Annotated in this window: 18 protein-coding genes; 10 read left to right on the top strand and 8 right to left on the bottom strand. The window is 57.7% G+C overall.

Going from position 1 to position 19096, the window contains the following annotated elements; all coding sequences use genetic code 11:
- Window positions 1–38: 38 nt before the first annotated feature.
- On the bottom strand, window positions 39–740 hold the full coding sequence (locus tag BFP70_RS16560) for an NAD-dependent deacylase (protein WP_066012749.1): 702 nt from the start codon (window positions 738–740) through the stop codon (window positions 39–41).
- 27 nt (window positions 741–767) lie between these two features.
- Here BFP70_RS16560 and BFP70_RS16555 point away from each other — a divergent pair, with 27 nt between their 5' ends.
- The gene (locus BFP70_RS16555; RefSeq protein ID WP_066012748.1) at window positions 768–1217 is read left to right on the top strand and encodes a low molecular weight protein-tyrosine-phosphatase; all 450 of its coding nucleotides are present in this window, start codon (window positions 768–770) and stop codon (window positions 1215–1217) included.
- A 139-nt stretch (window positions 1218–1356) separates the two neighbouring features.
- Here the strand turns inward: BFP70_RS16555 and BFP70_RS16550 are convergent, their stop codons facing one another.
- A complete protein-coding gene (locus BFP70_RS16550) occupies window positions 1357–1662 on the bottom strand; it encodes a hypothetical protein (RefSeq protein WP_066012747.1) in 306 nt (101 codons plus the stop codon).
- A gap of 188 nt (window positions 1663–1850) precedes the next feature.
- Window positions 1851–2039 carry a heavy-metal-associated domain-containing protein gene (locus BFP70_RS16545; protein WP_066012746.1) on the bottom strand — a complete coding sequence of 63 codons (189 nt, stop codon included), beginning with the start codon at window positions 2037–2039 and terminating at the stop codon, window positions 1851–1853.
- Between the two features lie 231 nt (window positions 2040–2270).
- Here BFP70_RS16545 and lepA point away from each other — a divergent pair, with 231 nt between their 5' ends.
- Window positions 2271–4070 carry a translation elongation factor 4 gene (gene lepA / locus BFP70_RS16540; protein ID WP_066012934.1) on the top strand — a complete coding sequence of 600 codons (1800 nt, stop codon included), beginning with the start codon at window positions 2271–2273 and terminating at the stop codon, window positions 4068–4070.
- Between the two features lie 102 nt (window positions 4071–4172).
- Here the strand turns inward: lepA and BFP70_RS16535 are convergent, their stop codons facing one another.
- The 3 genes from BFP70_RS16535 to BFP70_RS21125 form a co-directional block, all read right to left on the bottom strand.
- Window positions 4173–5978, bottom strand: a complete 1806-nt coding sequence (locus tag BFP70_RS16535; protein WP_066012933.1) for a TRAP transporter large permease subunit — start codon at window positions 5976–5978, stop codon at window positions 4173–4175.
- Window positions 5979–5982: 4 nt separating this feature from the next.
- The gene (locus tag BFP70_RS16530; protein WP_066012745.1) at window positions 5983–6552 is read right to left on the bottom strand and encodes a TRAP transporter small permease subunit; all 570 of its coding nucleotides are present in this window, start codon (window positions 6550–6552) and stop codon (window positions 5983–5985) included.
- Between the two features lie 120 nt (window positions 6553–6672).
- Window positions 6673–6810, bottom strand: coding sequence for a hypothetical protein (locus BFP70_RS21125; protein ID WP_176715590.1), 138 nt, complete (start codon window positions 6808–6810; stop codon window positions 6673–6675).
- A 429-nt stretch (window positions 6811–7239) separates the two neighbouring features.
- Between BFP70_RS21125 and BFP70_RS16525 the strand changes: the two genes are divergently transcribed.
- Complete coding sequence (locus BFP70_RS16525; protein ID WP_066012744.1) at window positions 7240–8985, top strand: acetolactate synthase 3 large subunit; 1746 nt, start codon at window positions 7240–7242, stop codon at window positions 8983–8985.
- A 136-nt stretch (window positions 8986–9121) separates the two neighbouring features.
- Window positions 9122–9682 (top strand): acetolactate synthase small subunit, encoded by a 561-nt coding sequence (gene ilvN / locus BFP70_RS16520; protein WP_066012743.1) that lies wholly within the window; start codon window positions 9122–9124, stop codon window positions 9680–9682.
- 136 nt (window positions 9683–9818) lie between these two features.
- On the opposite strand, the gene putA is transcribed toward ilvN, so the two are convergent.
- Window positions 9819–13202 carry a bifunctional proline dehydrogenase/L-glutamate gamma-semialdehyde dehydrogenase PutA gene (putA, locus tag BFP70_RS16515; protein ID WP_083217567.1) on the bottom strand — a complete coding sequence of 1128 codons (3384 nt, stop codon included), beginning with the start codon at window positions 13200–13202 and terminating at the stop codon, window positions 9819–9821.
- Window positions 13203–13325: 123 nt separating this feature from the next.
- Here putA and BFP70_RS16510 point away from each other — a divergent pair, with 123 nt between their 5' ends.
- Window positions 13326–13808, top strand: coding sequence for an Lrp/AsnC family transcriptional regulator (locus tag BFP70_RS16510; RefSeq protein WP_066012931.1), 483 nt, complete (start codon window positions 13326–13328; stop codon window positions 13806–13808).
- A 49-nt stretch (window positions 13809–13857) separates the two neighbouring features.
- Here the strand turns inward: BFP70_RS16510 and BFP70_RS16505 are convergent, their stop codons facing one another.
- Complete coding sequence (locus BFP70_RS16505; RefSeq protein ID WP_066012930.1) at window positions 13858–14667, bottom strand: MerR family transcriptional regulator; 810 nt, start codon at window positions 14665–14667, stop codon at window positions 13858–13860.
- A gap of 181 nt (window positions 14668–14848) precedes the next feature.
- Here BFP70_RS16505 and BFP70_RS16500 point away from each other — a divergent pair, with 181 nt between their 5' ends.
- The 5 genes from BFP70_RS16500 to BFP70_RS16480 all read left to right on the top strand — a co-directional run bounded on the left by BFP70_RS16500 (window position 14849) and on the right by BFP70_RS16480 (window position 19074).
- A complete protein-coding gene (locus BFP70_RS16500; RefSeq protein WP_066012929.1) occupies window positions 14849–15283 on the top strand; it encodes an Lrp/AsnC family transcriptional regulator in 435 nt (144 codons plus the stop codon).
- Window positions 15284–15486: 203 nt separating this feature from the next.
- On the top strand, window positions 15487–17445 hold the full coding sequence (locus BFP70_RS16495) for a heme lyase CcmF/NrfE family subunit (protein ID WP_066012742.1): 1959 nt from the start codon (window positions 15487–15489) through the stop codon (window positions 17443–17445).
- A 4-nt stretch (window positions 17446–17449) separates the two neighbouring features.
- Window positions 17450–17902 carry a cytochrome c-type biogenesis protein gene (locus tag BFP70_RS16490; RefSeq protein ID WP_066012741.1) on the top strand — a complete coding sequence of 151 codons (453 nt, stop codon included), beginning with the start codon at window positions 17450–17452 and terminating at the stop codon, window positions 17900–17902.
- Window positions 17903–17983: 81 nt separating this feature from the next.
- The gene (locus tag BFP70_RS16485; protein ID WP_066012740.1) at window positions 17984–18400 is read left to right on the top strand and encodes a hypothetical protein; all 417 of its coding nucleotides are present in this window, start codon (window positions 17984–17986) and stop codon (window positions 18398–18400) included.
- The gene (locus tag BFP70_RS16480) at window positions 18397–19074 is read left to right on the top strand and encodes an HTTM domain-containing protein (RefSeq protein WP_066012739.1); all 678 of its coding nucleotides are present in this window, start codon (window positions 18397–18399) and stop codon (window positions 19072–19074) included. The genes BFP70_RS16485 and BFP70_RS16480 overlap by 4 nt, the downstream gene beginning before the upstream one ends.
- Window positions 19075–19096 lie beyond the last annotated feature (22 nt).

The raw sequence follows: 19096 nt of genomic DNA, 5'->3' as shown, positions 1-19096 counted from the left end.
TTGCCCCGCAGGCTAGGTGATATCCCCACGATGCCGTGTCAGTTAGGCTTGGCGGTGCATATCTGGTCAACCCACTGGGGCACCAAAACACTGGCAAGCCCCTGGCGAGATTCGTCGAATATATGACTCCCGCTGGAGCGATCAAGGTTCAGTTCCAACGTGGCAACGCCTGTGCGCATCGCGTCCTGGGCGAAGCCCGCCGCCGGATAGACATTGCCCGATGTCCCGATAGAAACAAACAGATCCGCGCCGCGCAGCGCTGTCCAGATCTCATCCATCCGATAGGGCATTTCGCCAAACCAGACGATATCGGGGCGGGTCGCGGGCTGGTGACATGCCGGACAAAGGTCATGTGCTGTGCTGATTGCCGGGGCGGGCCAGCGATGGTCGCAGCTATGGCACAAATGCCCGAACAGCGTTCCATGCATGTGAATGACATGCTGCGACCCGGCGCGTTCATGTAAATCATCTACATTCTGAGTGACGACCAGAACCTGATGCTGGGGCGCGCGTTCTAGCTGTGCCAGCGCCACATGTGCCGCGTTCGGGCGGGCGGCTGCGGCAGTCGCACGGCGCATGTTGTAAAACTCATGAACAAGCTCGGGGTCTGCGCCAAAGCCTTCTGGGGTTGCGACATCCTCAATCCGGTGATCTTCCCATAACCCGTCAGAGGCGCGAAAGGTCCGAATGCCGCTTTCTGCTGAAATCCCCGCGCCAGTCAATATGACGATCTTGGCCATTGGTGCCTCCTGCGTTAAGTGTAGGGTATGCGTATCTTATTCTTATGTCTTGGCAATATTTGCCGCTCACCTGCCGCTGAGGGCGTTTTTCGTAAAATTGCGGGGCAGGCGGGGCTTTCAGTGCAATTGGACAGTGCCGGGACGGGGGGCTGGCATGTTGGTGAGCCCCCTTATGCCCCAATGCAACAGGCGGCTGCGGCGCGTGGCTATGACCTGTCGCAGCTGCGCGCGCGGAAATTACAGCGCGAGGATTTCGCGCGGTTCGATTTGATCCTGGCTATGGATGGGCAGAATTTGCGCGATGCCAATGCGCTTGCGGGCGGGGCATCACAGGCCAAACTGCAGATGTTTTTGCCGCCGGGCCTTGGCACTACCGATGTGCCTGACCCGTATTACAGCCGCGACTTTACCGGGGCATTGCAGCTGATCGAAAAGGGCAGCAGGCATTGGGTGCAGCGATTGCAAGGCGGGCTATAGGCCGGGTAAGGCGAGCAATAACACTGCGTTTAAGACAACACTGGCGAAGACAAGACCGGACGGCGATGATTTTAAGGGCTATGCCGCCCAAGCCGGTTATGGCTGGCGCAAAGGCGCCAGCATTAAAGAAAAAACGCGGTCAGCTGCAATATCCTTGCGCAGCATCTGCGAAATTCTTGTAGCGCTTCCAGAAATCTTCATCCGAGGGGCGGTCGGACATACGCACCTGCTGTGCTTCATCTGGGTTGCGGAAGAATTTTGCGGCGCGGCTTTGGTCGCGCCCACTTAGGGTCATGTCGGCAACCTGCTGGATGCAGCTACACAGCCCGGATGTATCGGCCCGGCCCGCTGCCTTACATGCCCGGTCAATCGAGCCGGCATAAGCGGTCGAGCCGAGCAATGTTACGAATGTCAGTGCTGCGGCTGCAACGATGGTCTTGGTCATAATCTGCCTCGGGGTTCGCGATGTGGGTCCGTGCCCGACATCATCATTTTCAAGCGGTAAGGTTAATCAATTCCTAACGCGCATTCAACAATTCAGCGGCTTGCCGCCGATTGCGTGGCCCTCGCCTTGTGCATGCCACTACTGCTATGGGGTTCGCGCGGCGTCGCCACCAAACACGGGGGGTGGGGTTATTCGACCACCTGGGCATCATAGCCTGCGCCCTTCAGTGCGGCCAGCACGGTCGATTCGGGAAGCCCGCTGACTTCGACCTCGTGATCTTCTAAATTGACGCTGGCTTTGCCGCCAACTTCTTCGATCGCCTGTTCGACCGCAGTCTTGCAATGGCCGCAGGTCATGCCGGGAACGGATAAGAACATGGAACTACCTCCTGAAGGACGCTCCCTATGTGCGCTGCGCTGCCTTACATTGCAAGATCATGAGGCGTGCAGCAGCGTTCACGATGTTCTTATTGTGCCAGCCTGCGTAAAAGGGCGAAGGGGGCAAAGTGCCGCTGGTGCCGTATATGCGACATTGCTGTGTTTACGCCTTTCGATCCTTATGCGCGAATTCCTCTTCCCGGCTCTGCAAATCCCATATATATCGCGCGCATGACCGACCTTGATCGCATCCGCAACTTCTCCATCGTGGCCCATATTGACCACGGTAAATCGACACTCGCCGACCGGCTGATTCAGCTCACCGGGACGGTGGCCGAACGTGACATGAAGGCGCAAATGCTCGACTCGATGGATATCGAGCGCGAGCGCGGCATCACGATCAAGGCCAACTCGGTTCGGATCGAATATCCGGCAAAGGATGGAAAAACCTATATCCTCAATCTGATCGATACCCCCGGTCACGTTGATTTCGCTTATGAAGTCTCGCGGTCCATGCAGGCGGTCGAAGGTTCGCTGCTGGTCGTCGATGCCTCACAAGGGGTCGAGGCGCAGACGCTGGCCAACGTGTATCAGGCGATTGATGCCGATCATGAAATTGTGCCGGTTTTGAACAAAGTCGATCTGCCTGCGGCAGACCCTGTGCGCGTGGCCGAGCAGATTGAAGATGTGATCGGCATCGACGCCTCGGACGCGGTGCTGATTTCAGCGAAATCTGGTTTGGGTATTCCCGATGTGCTGGAAGCCATCGTAACCCGCTTGCCTGCGCCCAAAGGCGACAGAGACGCGCCGTTAAAGGCGATGCTGGTGGACAGCTGGTATGACGCCTATTTGGGCGTCGTGGTCATGATCCGGGTGATTGACGGTGTCATCCGCAAGGGCGACCGGATTAAGATGATGCAGACCGGCGCCGTTTACGGTGTCGATAAGCTGGCCGTATTAAAGCCGAAGATGGTTGATATCGCAGAACTGGGGCCGGGTGAAATCGGCATCTGGACCGGGTCGATCAAACAGGTGCGTGACACCCGTGTGGGCGACACAATCACGACCGAGAAGAAGGGGTGTGAAAAGGCGCTGCCGGGGTTCAAACCTGCTCAGCCTGTCGTATTCTGCGGCCTGTTTCCGGTGGATGCGAACGACTTCGAAGATCTGCGCGACGCGATTGAAAAGCTGCAGTTGAACGATGCGTCATTCAGTTCCGAGATGGAGACATCCGCCGCGCTTGGCTTTGGGTTCCGCTGTGGTTTCCTTGGGCTGCTGCATCTGGAAGTGATCCGCGACCGTTTGGAACGCGAATATGATCTGGATTTGATCACCACCGCGCCCAGCGTTGTGTTCAAGCTACATATGAAAGACGGTGAAGTGCGTGATTTGCACAACCCCGCCGATATGCCCGACCTTACCTATGTTGATCACATCGAAGAGCCCCGGATCAAGGCGACGATCCTTGTGCCGGATGAGTATCTGGGCGATGTGCTGAAGCTGTGCCAAGACCGTCGTGGTATTCAAGAAGACCTGACCTATGCGGGCAGCCGCGCGATGGTTGTTTATGATTTGCCATTGGCCGAGGTGGTTTTTGATTTCTACGACCGTTTGAAATCTGTAACCAAAGGTTATGCCTCTTTCGATTATCAGATTACGGGCTATCGTGAAGATGCTTTGGTCAAGATGTCGATCCTGGTCAATGACGAGCCGGTGGACGCGTTGTCGATCATGGTGCACCGTGATCGGGCTGAAAGCCGGGGCCGGGTGATGTGCGAAAAGCTCAAAGATCTGATCCCACGGCATATGTTCAAAATTCCAATTCAGGCGGCCATCGGGGGGCGGGTGATTGCCCGTGAAACCCTGTCCGCGATGCGCAAAGACGTGACGGCGAAATGTTATGGCGGTGATGCGACCCGAAAGAAGAAGCTTTTGGAAAAGCAAAAAGCCGGTAAGAAGAAGATGCGTCAATTCGGGAAAGTTGAAATCCCGCAATCCGCCTTTATCGCGGCGCTGAAGATGGACGATTAAAGAAAACCGCCCTTCGGGGCGGTTTTTCTAACGACATGGCATCATGGAACTGAGAACATAGAAACGGCGGCCAATTGGGCCGCCGTTTCTATGTTGGTTTTTTTAGTTGCCGTTCAAACCGCCCAGCCCAAGCGGGGCCGGGATGCCAAGGCTGGCATCGCCGCCCTGCGGGGGGGTGACAGGATTGCCGCTGGGGGCGCCCAGCGGTGTAAGGCCGCCCAGACCCGGGATGCCGCCATCAAGGCCGCCGCCCAAACCACCACCAAGGCCACCGCCCATTCCTCCGCCCAAACCGGGCATGTCGGGCAGGCGCATATCAATGGTTGCCGGATCAATCGCCGGACCTTTGTAATGCATGACCATTCCCGGAAAGGTGATAACAATTGCGATCATCGCAATCTGGATGAAGACGAATGGCACGGCGCCCCAATAGATCTGCGATGTTTTGACCGGATCCGTCAGCTTGCCGGTGACCTTATCCAGATAAGGCACTTTGGGCGCGACAGATCGCAAGAAGAACAGCGCGAACCCGAAGGGCGGGTGCATAAAGGATGTCTGCATATTCACCCCCAGGATCACGCCGAACCAGATCAGATCAATGCCCATTGCCTCGGCCGCAGGGGCCAGAAGCGGAACGATGATGAAGGCCAGCTCAAAGAAATCCAGGAAGAAGGCAAGGAAGAACACCAAAATCGACACGACGATCAAGAAGCCGGTCTGCCCGCCGGGCAGCGAGGTCAGCAGATGCTCCACCCACAGATGCCCGTTCACGCCGTAGAAGGTCAACGAGAACACTCGCGCACCGATCAAGATGAACATAACAAAGGCCGACAGGCGGGTGGTTGCAGCCAAAGCGTCTTTGACAACGCCAAGGTTCAGCCGTCCTTTCATCGCCGACAGGATCAGCGCACCCACTGCCCCCATCGCACCGCCTTCGGTCGGGGTCGCAACGCCAAGAAAGATCGTGCCCAGCACCAGAAAGATCAGCGCCAACGGCGGGATCAATACGATGACAACTTGTTGGCCAAGGCGGCTCATCAAATTGATTTTGAACATCTTATCGGCAGCGGCGACGCCATAGACGACCAGAACCGCGATCACGGCAGCCAAGATGCCCGCATCATTAGGGTCGTGATTGGCGGCCAGATAGCGATCCATGGCGAAGAACAGCGCGATACCCGCAGCCAGCACCACAAATAGCGAGGTGACGCCAGAGCCAAGCGTGCGCGCCTCAACCGGTAGGGCGGGCATTGACTTGGGTCGGATGATGGACATCACGGCAACATAGCCCAGATAAATCCCCGTCAAAACCATGCCCGGGATCAGCGCGCCTTTATACATATCGCCTACGGATCGGCCCAGCTGGTCGGCCAGAACGATCAAGACCAGCGATGGTGGGATGATCTGCGCCAAGGTGCCCGAGGCCGCAATCACCCCCGAGGCCACCCTGCGGTCATAGCCGTAGCGCAGCATGATCGGCAGGGAAATAAGGCCCATCGCAATCACGGATGCTGCAACCACGCCGGTGGTCGCCGCCAACAGCGCCCCTACGATAATCACCGCATAGGCCAGACCACCACGGACCGGGCCAAACAATTGGCCGATGGTGTCCAGCAAATCCTCGGCCATGCCGGATTTCTCCAACACGATCCCCATGAAGGTAAAGAACGGGATTGCGAGCAATGTCTCATTGGATAAGACGCCCCAGAATCGTTCCGGCAGCGCGTTCAACAGCGGCCAGCTTAGATGGATGGCACCTTCGGACAATGGCGCCAGCTCGACCCCGATGATAAAGAACAACAGACCATTCGCCGCCAGCGAGAACGCTACCGGATAGCCCAGAAGGAGAAACGCAATCAGCGAGATGAACATGATGGGCGCCATGTTCTGCGCGATAAGCTCCATGATCATCTTACAGCGCCTCCTCTTTCACGATCGGATCCGCCCCATGCGGGCCAACGCTGGGGAAGGGGTCCTCGATCAGGCCGCGCATTACAGCGATCTTCTTGATGATCTCTGAAATACCCTGTGCATATAGCAGCGTGAACCCTGCCAAAAGCAGCGCCTTGGCCGGCCAAAGGATCAGCCCGCCCGCATTGGTTGATACTTCACCCGACGCGACAGAGCGCATGACATAGGGATACAGCAGATACAGCATCAGCGTCAGGAACGGCATCAAGAACAGCAGATGACCGATCAGATCAATCCAATGCTGCACCCGGCGCGAAAACGCCCCATAGACAATATCAATACGGATATGTTCGTTCTGTTTCAGCGTATAGGCCGCAGCCAATAAGAACGCGGCACCATACAGATACCATTGTAGCTCCAACCATGCGTTAGACGAAATGCTAAAGACCTTGCGGATCGTCGCGTTGACCGCACTGACCAAAATCGCGAGCAAGATGAGCCAAGAGACGGCTTTTCCGATGAAAGTGTTGACGCGGTCAATCCCCCGCGCAAGGGCCAGCAAGCCGCCCATATGTTCCTCCCTGAACCTTTCGGACCCAACAACTCAGGTTGTGGGGGTTATCATTCATTGGCCGAGCCTCCCCAACAGGTCAACGAAAATCCCGCCTTTGGTGATCTGGAGTGACCAATTTCACAGGGTTTTTGCAGGACGCAGCTTGGTGCGGGGCAAAAGCGCGAAGCTGGATGCAAATAGCGCGTTCTTCACCAGTTTGGAAAGACCATTCACACGGGTGATCGCTAGATCATGTCGGTTTTGCCTCTCCGTCATGGCTGCGAGCGGATGCAGGGTCGCGTTTCATTCATATATGTGGCGGCACGGCGCGTGCGGCGACTCGTAAGGACGTTCGTGAGAATCGCCACCGGCAGGATTTTAATTTCAAAAACCGCAAATCTATAGCAACAATGGGAAAGATTTTTGGCCTTTGATGTTACTTTCGGTGTCGTTTTGACGTTGACGCCCTCGCTTTGGGCACATAATGTCTCGCCGAATGCAGTTGAAAGGAATGGCGATGATCTCGCTTCTTGTCGTAGTCGAAAGGATGCGCGTGGGCCGGTAACGGTTTGACCATGATGGTTCCCATGCGCCCCCGCTTTGTCGGGGGTTTTTTCTTATCGGCGCTTGCGCCTGAGGCATCACAGCCATATCGCTGCGGATGAATGGATAGGCCCCGGTGGGGGCGGTTGGATGGAGAAGGCGATGTCACGTCAGATGACCGGCGCGGAAATGGTGGTTCAGGCGCTAAAGGATCACGGGGTCGAAGTAATTTTTGGTTACCCCGGCGGCGCTGTCCTACCGATCTATGACGCAATTTTTCAACAAAATGACGTTCGCCATATCCTTGTGCGCCATGAACAAGCCGCGGTTCATATGGCTGAAGGCTATGCCCGATCAACCGGTAAGCCGGGCTGTGTTCTGGTGACATCTGGCCCCGGCGCCACGAATGCTGTGACGGGTCTGACCGATGCGCTTTTGGACAGTATCCCACTGGTGGTGATTTCGGGGCAGGTGCCGACATTCATGATTGGTACGGACGGCTTCCAAGAGGCCGATACCGTGGGCATTACCCGGCCTTGCACTAAGCATAACTGGCTGGTGCGTGACGCTGAAGATGTTGCCCAGACCGTGCATAAGGCCTTTCATGTGGCGACCACAGGCCGGCCCGGCCCAGTGTTGATTGACCTGCCCAAGGATGTGCAATTTGCCAGCGGAACCTATGTGCCGCCGAAATCAATGACACCCAACCATTACCAGCCCAAGGTGAAAGGCGATATCGACGCGATCACCAAACTGGTCGAGCTGATGGAAACAGCAAAGAAGCCTGTGTTTTACACGGGCGGCGGGGTTATCAACTCTGGCAAGGGCGCCTGTCAGCTGTTGACTGAATTGGTCGATGCGACCGGCTTCCCGATCACTTCGACATTAATGGGGCTTGGTGCCTATCCGGCGTCCGGGAAATCCTGGCTGGGGATGCTGGGGATGCATGGCCTCTATGAGGCAAACCTTGCGATGCATGATTGCGATCTGATGATCAATATCGGCGCACGGTTCGATGACCGGATCACGGGCCGGGTGGCGGATTTCTCACCAGGTTCGGTGAAGGCACATATTGATATCGATCCGTCGTCGATCAACAAAATCATCCGCGTGGATTTGCCGATCATTGGCGATGTGGGCCATGTGTTGGAAGATATTTTGAAGGTCTGGAAGGCGCGCGGCCGTAAGACAGCCACGGCAGAGGTTGCGGCATGGATGTCGCAGATTGACGAATGGCGTGCAGTGCGTTGCCTGGCCTATACCTCGTCCGACACGGTGATTAAGCCACAATATGCTTTGGAACGGCTTGAAGCGCTGACAAAAAACCATGATCGCTACATCACGACCGAGGTAGGTCAGCACCAGATGTGGGCCGCGCAATATCTGCAATTTGACGCGCCCAACCGGTGGATGACCTCGGGCGGGTTGGGCACGATGGGGTATGGCTTCCCCGCCTCGATCGGCGTGCAGGTGGCCCACCCGGATGCGCTGGTGATCAATGTCGCCGGTGAGGCTTCGTGGCTTATGAATATGCAAGAGCTGGGAACGGCCACGCAATTCCGTTTGCCGGTGAAACAGTTCATCTTGAACAATGAGCGCCTTGGCATGGTGCGCCAGTGGCAAGAATTGCTGCATGGGGAACGGTATTCCCACAGCTGGTCAGAAAGCTTGCCTGATTTCGTGAAACTGGCCGAAAGCTTTGGCTGGAAAGGGATCTTGTGCACGGATCCGGCGGATCTGGATGATGCGATCATGGAAATGATCAATTATGATGGCCCCGTTTTGTTCGATTGCCGGGTTGAAAAACATGAAAACTGCTTCCCGATGATCCCGTCAGGCAAGCCGCATAATGAAATGTTGCTCGCGGCGGATGCCGATGCCTTCAAAGAAGGCGCGACGCTGGTGTGATGCGCCTTTGGGCCGTGGCAGCATCTGCTGTCGCGTGCCCCGCGCCCGCAGGGGGCTAAATGCCGCCAAGGGCGCGCTTTCGCCACATAGATTTCCATTGGTCGACCGCGACCAACGTTCAAAGGGAGATAGGCAGATGGCCGCTCTGAACATCAAACAAGGCTCCACTTCGCATTCCGCCTATGACCTGCGCGATTACCACGCGCAAGGTGTCGCCAGCCACACGCTTGCCGTTCTGGTCGATAACGAGGCCGGCGTTCTGGCGCGCGTGATCGGTCTGTTTTCGGGCCGCGGTTATAATATCGACAGTCTGACGGTTGCCGAAATCGATCATGAGGGGAAGCGGTCGCGTATCACCATTGTGACGCGCGGCACAGAAGAGGTGATTGACCAGATCCGCGCGCAGCTGGGCCGTATTGTTCCGGTTCATGACGTGATCGACCTGACCCGCACCGGCCCTGCAGTAGAGCGCGAATTGGCGTTGCTGAAGGTGAAATCCTCGGGTGAGAAACGCATTGAATCTTTGCGTCTGGCCGAAATTTTCCGCGCCAGTGTCGTCGATTCCACCTTGGAAAGCTTTGTATTCGAACTGACCGGCACGCCGGATAAAATCGATGCTTTTGCCGATCTGATGCGCCCTTTGGGGTTGGTCAATATCGCCCGCACTGGTGTTGCCGCACTTTTGCGCGGCTGTTGATCGTCAAGGCGCAGTGCGGTACCACAAATAACGCCAAAGCCGGGCAGCGATGCCCGGCTTTTTCATATGTGCTTATCGATGATCTGGCACGGTGGCTGATCAATCGCAGGCCGAAACAGCGCCTGCAAGACGGGGCTTATTCAGCCCCGGCACTGGACAGCAATGCGGTGTTCCCACCTGCGGCGGTCGTGTCGATGCAGACATGGCGTTCGTGATAGACGTGGCCAATATCGGGCGCGCCGGTGATCAACGGCAGGATCGGTCCCGGCCGCGTGGCCAAGGCCTGCGCGAATGGCCGCGCCTGATTTGGTGGTCCCCAATACAGCGCGCCGCCAAATCCCGTGCGGATAGACAGGCTGTGGGGCGTCAATGCAGGTGCCAATTCCGCCTCCCCACCCAGTGCCTGCACGGCGGCTTGCTGTGCCTGGGCCTGCTCATGGCCCGGTCCCAGGCACAGGATAGGCGCGCGTTTATGTAGGCTCAAGCGATTGGACTCGCCAGTCGGGCCGGGCAGGCTGCGTATCATATCTGGTCGTGATTGCGTGCCGCCCGTGGTAAACCGCCACATATAGTCGGGCCCGCCCGCTTTGGGGCCTGTGCCCGACAGGCCCTCACCGCCGAAGGGCTGGCTGCCGACGATCGCACCGATCTGGTTGCGATTGACATAGATATTACCGGTCTGCATCTTTTCGGTGACGTCTTGCACACGGTTGTCAATCCTGGTGTGCAGGCCAAAGGTCAGCCCGTATCCGGTTGCGTTGATATCGTCGATCACCTGATCCAGCTCGTGGGATTTGAAGGTCGCAATATGCAAGACCGGGCCGAAAATTTCGTGTTGCAGATCATTGATCCCAGTGATGGAGATCACCGCAGGGCCAATGAATGTACCCTCCTCTTGAGGTGCGGTCATCTCTTTCATCAGGCGGCCTTCGCTGCGGGCCTTGTCGATATGGGTGCGAATGGTCTTTTGCGCGGCTGCGTCAATCACCGGGCCGATATCAGTCGCCAAATGCCACGGGTCACCTAAGCTCAACTCCTCCATCGCGCCAAACAGCATCTCGGTCAGATGAGGCGCAACATCGTCTTGCACATATAGGCAGCGCAGGGCCGAACACCGTTGCCCCGCCGATTGAAAGGCCGAGGCCAGAATGTCGCGCACCGCCTGTTCGGGCAGGGCAGTGGAATCCACGATCATCGCATTCAACCCTCCGGTTTCCGCGATCAATGGCGCGCCCGGTGCCAGCGTGTCTGCCATCGTCGCGCGGATCCGTTTTGCCGTTGCGGTCGATCCGGTAAAGGCCACACCATCCACGCGCGGATCCGAGGTCAGGGCGGCACCAACGCGCCCCCCTTCACCGGGCAGTAGCTGCAATGCAGTCGCCGGGACACCTGCGTCATGCAACAGCTTGGTGGCGAAATGTGCGATGATCGGGGTTTGCTCGGCCGGCTTGGCCAGCACTGCATTGCCCGTGGCCAGCGCCGCCGCGATTTGCCCGGTAAAGATTGCCAGCGGAAAATTCCATGGGCTGATACAGGTAAAGACACCACGCGGCGGCACCTGTGGAATATGGGCCGCATAAAATCGTAAGAAATCCACGGCCTCGCGCAGCTCTCCTACGGCATCTAGCAGCGACTTCCCTGCCTCCCGTGCCAAAATAGCAAAGATTTCGCCGTAGTGGCTTTCATACAGATCTGCTGCGCGGTTCAAAATCTCGGCCCGTGTGGCGGCATCGGCGGCCCATGGGGTGGCGGCGCTCAACGCGGTGGCAATATCGGCGTCAGAAGCATCGTGGATCTCGGCAATCAGCGCGTGCGTGGCTGGATTCACCGCCGGGCGTGCGGGCAATGGGGCGCAAAGGCCGGCGACACGCGGGTATGGCGCGGGCAGCAAGCCCGTGGCATACGGCGCGCGCGCGGTCTCGATGGCCGCAAGCGCGCCACGCTGCCACAGGTCAAACCCTTTGGAATTGGGTCGGTCGTTGAATAGATGTGCCGGCGCGCGCAAGATCGGATTTTCCACTGTCGCAAAATTTGCGACCTGATCAAAGGGACAGGCAGCAACGGTTTCTGGCGCGACATCCTCGTCAACGATCTGGTTGACAAAACTGGAATTGGCGCCGTTTTCCAACAGTCGCCGCACCAGATAGGCCAACAGGTCCCGATGCGCCCCGACGGGGGCATAGACCCGGCAACGGGTCTTTTCGTCAGCCAGCACAATGTCATGCAGCCGCTCGCCCATGCCATGCAGGCGCTGAAATTCAAACCTGCGGGTGTCTTCACCTGCCAGTTCTAGGATCGCGGCCACAGTATGCGCGTTATGACCTGCAAATTGCGGATAGATGCGATCGGTCATTCCCAACAGCTTTTTTGCATTGGCGATATAGCTGACATCTGTTGCGGCCTTGCGGGTGAATACCGGAAAGTCGTCCAGCCCAAAAACCTGCGCGCGTTTGATTTCCGCATCCCAATAGGCGCCCTTGACCAGCCGCACCATGATCCGCCGATCCAACCGCGCCGCAAGCGCATATAGCCAATCAAGCGCCTCACCGCAGCGCCGGCCATACGCCTGCACAACCACGGCAAACCCGTCCCATCCGGCAAGCTCGGGATCCTCCAAGACGGCCTCAATCACGCGCAAGGACAGCGTTAGGCGGTCGGCCTCTTCTGCATCAACGGTAAAGGACATATCGGCGCGTGCTGCTTGTTTTGCCAGACCGATCACCACCGGCACCAGCTCTGCGACCACGCGGCCTTCCTGTGCCAGCTCATAGCGTGGATGCAGGGCGGAAAACTTGACCGAAATTCCGGGGTTGTCGCGCAATTGTCCGGGCTTACATCGCTGCGCAATTGCGGTGATTGCGTCACTATAGGCGCGCTCATAGCGTTGTGCGTCGGCCATGGTGCGGGCGGCCTCGCCCAGCATATCATAGGAATAGCTATACCCTTTGGCCTCTTGCTTCGCGGCGCGCTCCATGGCGGCGGTGATCGTTTCTCCCAAAACGAACTGGCGGCCCATTTCCTTCATCGCACGTGCGACGGCTTTGCGGATCACCGGCTCGCCCAAGCGGCGGATGGCGCCGCGCAAGTGCCCGGCAATCCCCGGCGGGCGATCATCAAGAACCTTGCCTGTCAGCATCAATCCCCATGTGGAAGCATTCACCAGTGGCGAGGCGGAATGACCCAAATGTTTGCCCCAATCCGATGGAGCGATCTTGTCCTCGATCAGCTCGTCCATCGTATCCGCATCGGGCACGCGCAGTAGCGCCTCTGCCAGACACATCAGCGCGATACCTTCGGCGGTCGACAGCCCATATTCCGCCAGAAATACTTCCATCAGCCCAGGGCGGGCATCCGCACGGATACGGCGCACCAGATCGGCAGCACGGTTGGAAATTTTCGCGCGCTGCGCCTGGGGCAGCGCCGCTTGCGTGATCAACCGGTGCAAAAGAGGGGCTTCGGGCTGCAACGTCAGCGCGTCAATTTCCAGCAGCGACAGAAGGGGGGGGGACGTGGTGGTCATGGGCGGGCTCCCGTGATGGACAGGGTGAATAAGTATTCGATCCAGCATACCCCGTTCATCAAAGTCTTTTCGTCTGTTCGCTGGCGATATATGGTCAATTTGACCAAATTGTGGATATATGAAATGCCAAATGACCTTCCTGAGCTTGATGGATATGATCGTAAGATTTTGCAGGCTCTTTCAGAGGAAGGTCGATTGTCGATGACAGAGCTGGCGCGCCGTGTCGGGCTGACCAAGACACCGGTGCAAGCGCGGGTCAAACGGCTGGAGGACCAGGGCGTTATCACCGGATACCGCGCCCAGTTAAATCCAATCCGAATGGGGTTGAGCCATATCGCCTTCGTCGAGGTGCGGCTGTCCGATACGCGCGAACTGTCATTGAAAGCCTTCAACAAGGCAGTGCGCGCCCTGCCAGAGGTCGAAGAATGCCACATGATCGCGGGGGGGTTCGACTATCTTTTAAAGGTGCGCACCCGTGATATCAGCGATTACCGCAGGGTGATGGGAGAGGGCCTTTCGGCGCTGCCCTATGTCGCGTCGACCACCACCTATGTGGCGATGGAAACAGTGCATGAGGATGGCGCGATCACCGTTCCCCCTGATTGATCGCACCGATGCAGCGGATTGATCGCGGGCACAACGCCTTGGGATGGCGTTAAAACGTCGGCGGAGTGTTGATCCATAACACCACGGTGCGGGTCGGGGCGATATTGGCCCAAGAATGCGGTCTGCGGCTGGCAAAATAAAGTGAATCACCGGGGCGTAGCTCATGCGTTTCGGTGCCGTCCAGAATGATCCGGAAATGCCCTTCTATGACGGTTAGAAATTCTTCTCCGTCATGTTCATAGCGTCCTTCTGAGGTGGCGCCGGGGTCCAGAATGAAGCGATGGCAATCCATTTGCCGCTCGCCTTCGGCCAGAACTTCGACCCGAACGCCTGAGACAGGAACAGGGATGCAGCGTTCTGAACCTGCGCGGATCAGGGGCGATTGGGCGGCGGCCGGCCCGGCCAGCTGTGACAAGGTCGTGCCGTAATATTGCGCAAGGTCCACCAAAGCCGACAAAGAGATCCCGGTGCCGGTCCGTTCTAGCTGTGACAGGGCAGAGATCGACAAGCCCATCGGCCGCGCGACCTGCTCCAGCGTCTTGCCCCGGTCCTGACGCAAGCTGCGCAATTGCCTGGCCAGGCGCGCGCGGCCGGCATCTTGTCCGCCTTCGGCATCGCGCGGGGGCTGTGACAGATTGGCGCGGATGGCTGCAGGGTTAAGCCCCTGCTCATGGCGCAAGAATGCAATCTGCTTTAACTGCCGGATCTGATCATCATCATAAAGCCGCTGCCCCGACGCGCGCCGATGCGGTGCAATCAATCCCTGCGTTTCCCAAAGGCGAAGGGTCGAAGGGGCGACTCCAATGGCTTGGGCCGCCTGAGCGATGCGCAAAAGCTGCGGCGGGGGGCGCGTGTCCATCACATTAGCTTTCGTAATGTTCTTGCAGAAAAAATGTAGGTTCTGCAAATATCGCGCAAGCCGAATCTGCATGAACCATGCCGGATTTGGCGCGCTGTTATGCAAAAATCGCATTTTTAGACGATCGCTATGCGATCTGAGAGGGCAAAACATGGGCGGTGAGGCGATCGAGACAGTTGGGCTGGACGAGACGGATCAGCGTCTGATGGCGGCGCTGCGTCGCGACGGGCGGGCCTCGGTCAGTGATTTGGCCGCGCAGATGGCGCTGTCGCGGGCCACTGTGCGCGCCCGAATTGAGCGGATGACGGCACGGGGCGAGATCACTGGTTTTACCGTTTTGACCCGCTCTGACACGGATTTGGCGCAGGTTCGGGGTATGATGATGCTGGGTATTGACGGGCGCCAGACCGAGCGGATCATGGCACGATTGCTGGGGTTTCCCGCCGTTCAGACCGTGCATACGACCAATGGGCAATGGGATTTATTGGTTGAAATCGGGGCGCGCAGCCTTGTGGAATTCGACGAGCTGCTTTTGGCGATCCGGCGTGTGGACGGGGTTGTGCGCACTGAGACATCCTTGTTGCTGTCGACGCGGCGCGCGTCAGCGCGCCTGTAAATAGATTGAGATCAATGGGTTGACGTGGGAGCGATGCACGGGGGCATCGAACCCCCTAGCATCGCGTCGCAGCTGTTGCTGCTCTGGTCCAGCCCAACCGGTGTGGGCTGTTCACAGCTTTGGGATAGGCGCATGGTCGTGTGGCTTGGTGCTTTCGTCTGGCGGCTGCGCGGCCTATGATGGGTCCATCATGGAGGTTGCTAATGATTGCCGAGCTTGGACATTTCGCCCTAATTCTGGCCCTTTGCGTGGCAGTGGTGCAATCGACCGTGCCATTGATCGGCGCACATAAAGGTTGGTTGGGCTGGATGGATGTCGCGGCCCCGGCTGCCAGCGCGCAATTTCTATTGATTGCGGTGTCTTTTGCGGCGCTGACACATGCGTTTGTGACCTCTGACTTCTCGGTTCTGTTGGTGTTTTCGAACAGCCACACGGATAAGCCACTGCTATATAAAATCTCAGGTGTGTGGGGCAATCACGAGGGGTCAATGCTGCTGTGGGTGCTGATCCTGGCCTTGTTTGGTGCGTGTGCCGCATGGTTTGGGGCGGCATTGCCACCACGTTTGAAGGCCCGCGTTTTGGCGGTGCAAGGGTTAATTGGCCTGGCGTTTCTGGCCTTTATCTTATTCACGTCAAACCCATTTACCCGGTTGGTGGATGCGCCGTTTAACGGGCAGGGGTTGAACCCGCTGCTGCAAGATCCGGGATTGGCCTTTCATCCGCCTTTCTTGTATCTGGGGTATGTTGGCCTTTCCATGGCGTTTTCCTTCGCCGTTGCCGCCTTGTTAGAGGGACGGGTGGATGCCGCCTGGGCGCGCTGGGTTCGCCCTTGGACATTGGCGGCATGGATCTTCTTGACCATTGGTATCGCTCTGGGGTCTTGGTGGGCGTATTACGAGCTAGGCTGGGGCGGCTTTTGGTTCTGGGATCCCGTTGAAAACGCGTCCTTTATGCCGTGGCTATTGGCCGCTGCTCTGCTGCATAGCGCGATTGTGGTGGAAAAGCGCGAGGCGTTGAAAAGCTGGACGATCTTACTGGCAATCATGGCCTTTGGCTTTTCACTCATTGGGACGTTTATCGTGCGCTCAGGTGTTATTACCTCGGTCCATTCCTTCGCGAATGACCCCGAACGAGGCATCTTCATTTTGGCGATTTTGGCGGTTTTTGTGGGCGGTGCGCTGGTGCTGTATGCCGCCCGGGCAAGCGCGATGCAGGCGCGGGGCGTCTTTTCCATGGTGTCACGGGAATCCGCCTTGGTGTTGAATAATATCTTGCTTGCGGTTGCTGCACTGGTTGTGTTTGTCGGAACCGTCTGGCCGCTGATTGCCGAGATGTTATGGGCGCGCAAACTGTCTGTGGGGGCGCCGTTTTTTGAAAAAGCCTTCACGCCGTTTATGGTGCTTTTGGCGATAGCGTTGCCGATTGGTGCGATGATGCCGTGGAAGCGAGCGCGGATCGGGCGGCTGATCAAACCGCTGTGGCCGGCGCTTGTGCTGGCGGCTGCGGTGGCCGGCTTGGCGTGGTCGCTTGAAACGGGCAGATCCACGCTTGCTCTGGTGGCGACATTCCTTGGTGCCTGGATCATTTTTGGCGTTTTGGCGGAGCTGTGGCAACGCGCCGCCCGTGTGCCGTCGCGTTTACTGCGTCTGCCGCGCGCTGATTGGGGCAAGGCGGTGGCCCATGCGGGTTTGGGCGTGACCTTTATTGGTATCGGGCTGTTGATGGCCGGCCAAGTAGAGGATATCCGCGTGGCGCAAGAGGGAGAGCCCTATGACGTGGCCGGGTTCGAGATTACCTTGGACAGTGTCGATCGCGTTCCGGGACCGAATTACACTTCGACCATGGCGTCTTTGTCTGTGCGCCGCGGTGACAGGCTGATCACGGTGTTGCACCCTGAAAAGCGTGTATACCCCGTTGAGGCGATGCCGACGACAGAGGCCGATATCGACAATGGGTTTTGGCGAGACATCTATTTGGTGATCGGTGATCCACAAACCGGCGGGGGCTGGGCTGTGCGCACCTATATCAAGCCTTTCGCAAATTGGATCTGGTTTGGTTGCCTGATGATGGCCTTGGGGGGCGGGTTGTCATTGTCTGATCGGCGCTACAGGGTTGCGGCAGGTGCGCGCAAGACGGTGGCCCATGCCGCCCCGGCGGAGTGACGCAATGTTGAAATATCTTCTGGTCTTGATCTGTATGGCCGGGCCGGTTCTTGCGGTGCAACCTGACGAAATCCTGTCCGATCCCGCCTTGGAAAACCGTGCGCGTGTGATCAGCCAGGTGCTGCGCTGTCCGGTGTGTCAGGGCGAAAATATCGATGAATCAAATGCCCAGGTGGCGCGGGATTTGCGGATTTTGGTGCGAGATCGCCTGATGGCTGGCGATACCAACACGCAGGTTCTGGACTATGTTACTGATCGCTACGGTGAATATGTGCTGTTTGAACCGGAAAAGACCGGGGCAAACCTGTTGTTGTGGTATCTTGGGCCGGCGGTGTTGATCTTGGCGCTGATCAGCGGGTTTATCTATCTGCGTGGCCGATCCAGATCGCCGGGGCCACAGATCGAACAGCTAAGCCAAGAAGAAGAAGATCGCCTGCGAGAGCTGATGAAAGACTGACGCCTGTAAGTGTATTCCACGATTTGTTAAGGATGATGCGCCTATCTTTCCCTTAGGGAAGATAAACTGGAAACGGCGCGTATGAATATTCTGGCATTGATTGCCCCGGTTGTGCTGCCCTCATGGGGTTTTTTCAGCGAAGTTGGGCCATCGCCCCGGATTGAATACCGCTGGCTGGATCGCGGTGATGACTGGCGTGAATTTCGTCCACGTCCCGCACGTTTGGGGCTTGGCCGTTATTTGCTGCGGCTGGTCTGGAACCCCGATTGGAATGAAAGCCTGTATCTGGTCAGCCTGTCAGAGCGGCTGGTGGATCACCCCACCGCGCATAGTATCGCGGAGCTGGAGCGATATATGCGCCACCACCTGCGCCCTGAAACGGGCAACGACATCGGCCGTGGGCCAAGCATGGTGCAATTCAGATTGGCATTTTGGAGTAGGGAGGGCGCGGCCCTTGTCAAAGATGTCTATTACGAAAGTGCGCCGATCCGGGTATGACGCTTGAATTCGCCCTACGCCTGACGGAAATGCTGCTTGCTTTGGCGTTCTTGCAGCAAAGTGCGGAACATATGAACGGGTTTGCCGATGCCAAACGGATTCATTTCGCGCGGATATGCCTGTGTTTTTGGCTGCTATTGGGATGGCACAGTGATTGGGCATTGGCGGGGCTGACAGGGCTGGGTGTGGTGCATTTGATCCGGTTTCAGGGGCCATACAATGGCGGCTCCGATCGGATGGGGCTATTGATTTTATTTTGCCTGACGACGGCGCGTTGGGTGCCAGCACAGTATCAAGAGCTCGCGCTGGGCTATATCGGCGTGCAATTGGTGATCTCATATGTCTGGGCGGGGTGGGTGAAACTGCGAAACCCGGAGTGGCGGCAGGGCAGGGCGCTGCACGATGTGTTTTTGTTTTCCGCCTATCCGGTCTGCACAAACCTGCGTGGATGGGCCAATCATCCGCGGCTGTTATGGGCGATGGGCTGGGGGGTAATGATATTGGAATTTTTCTTCCCATTGAGCCTGCTTGACCAGCAGTTGATGATGGCCGCCCTATGTGTGGCAGCGGCCTTTCACCTGAGTAACGCGATATTTTTTGGCTTGAACCGGTTTCTGTGGGTTTGGCTTGCGGCTTATCCATCGCTGATTTGGTTGCAAGGGCGCATCGTGTAATGCGCCCTTCTTGGTTTAGGTC

It is taken from the genome of Thioclava sp. SK-1, from assembly GCF_001705665.1.
Taxonomy (GTDB): Bacteria; Pseudomonadota; Alphaproteobacteria; order Rhodobacterales; family Rhodobacteraceae; genus Thioclava.
Note: the sequence above shows the minus strand (reverse complement) of the source record. Positions and strands in the feature narration are given on the sequence as shown.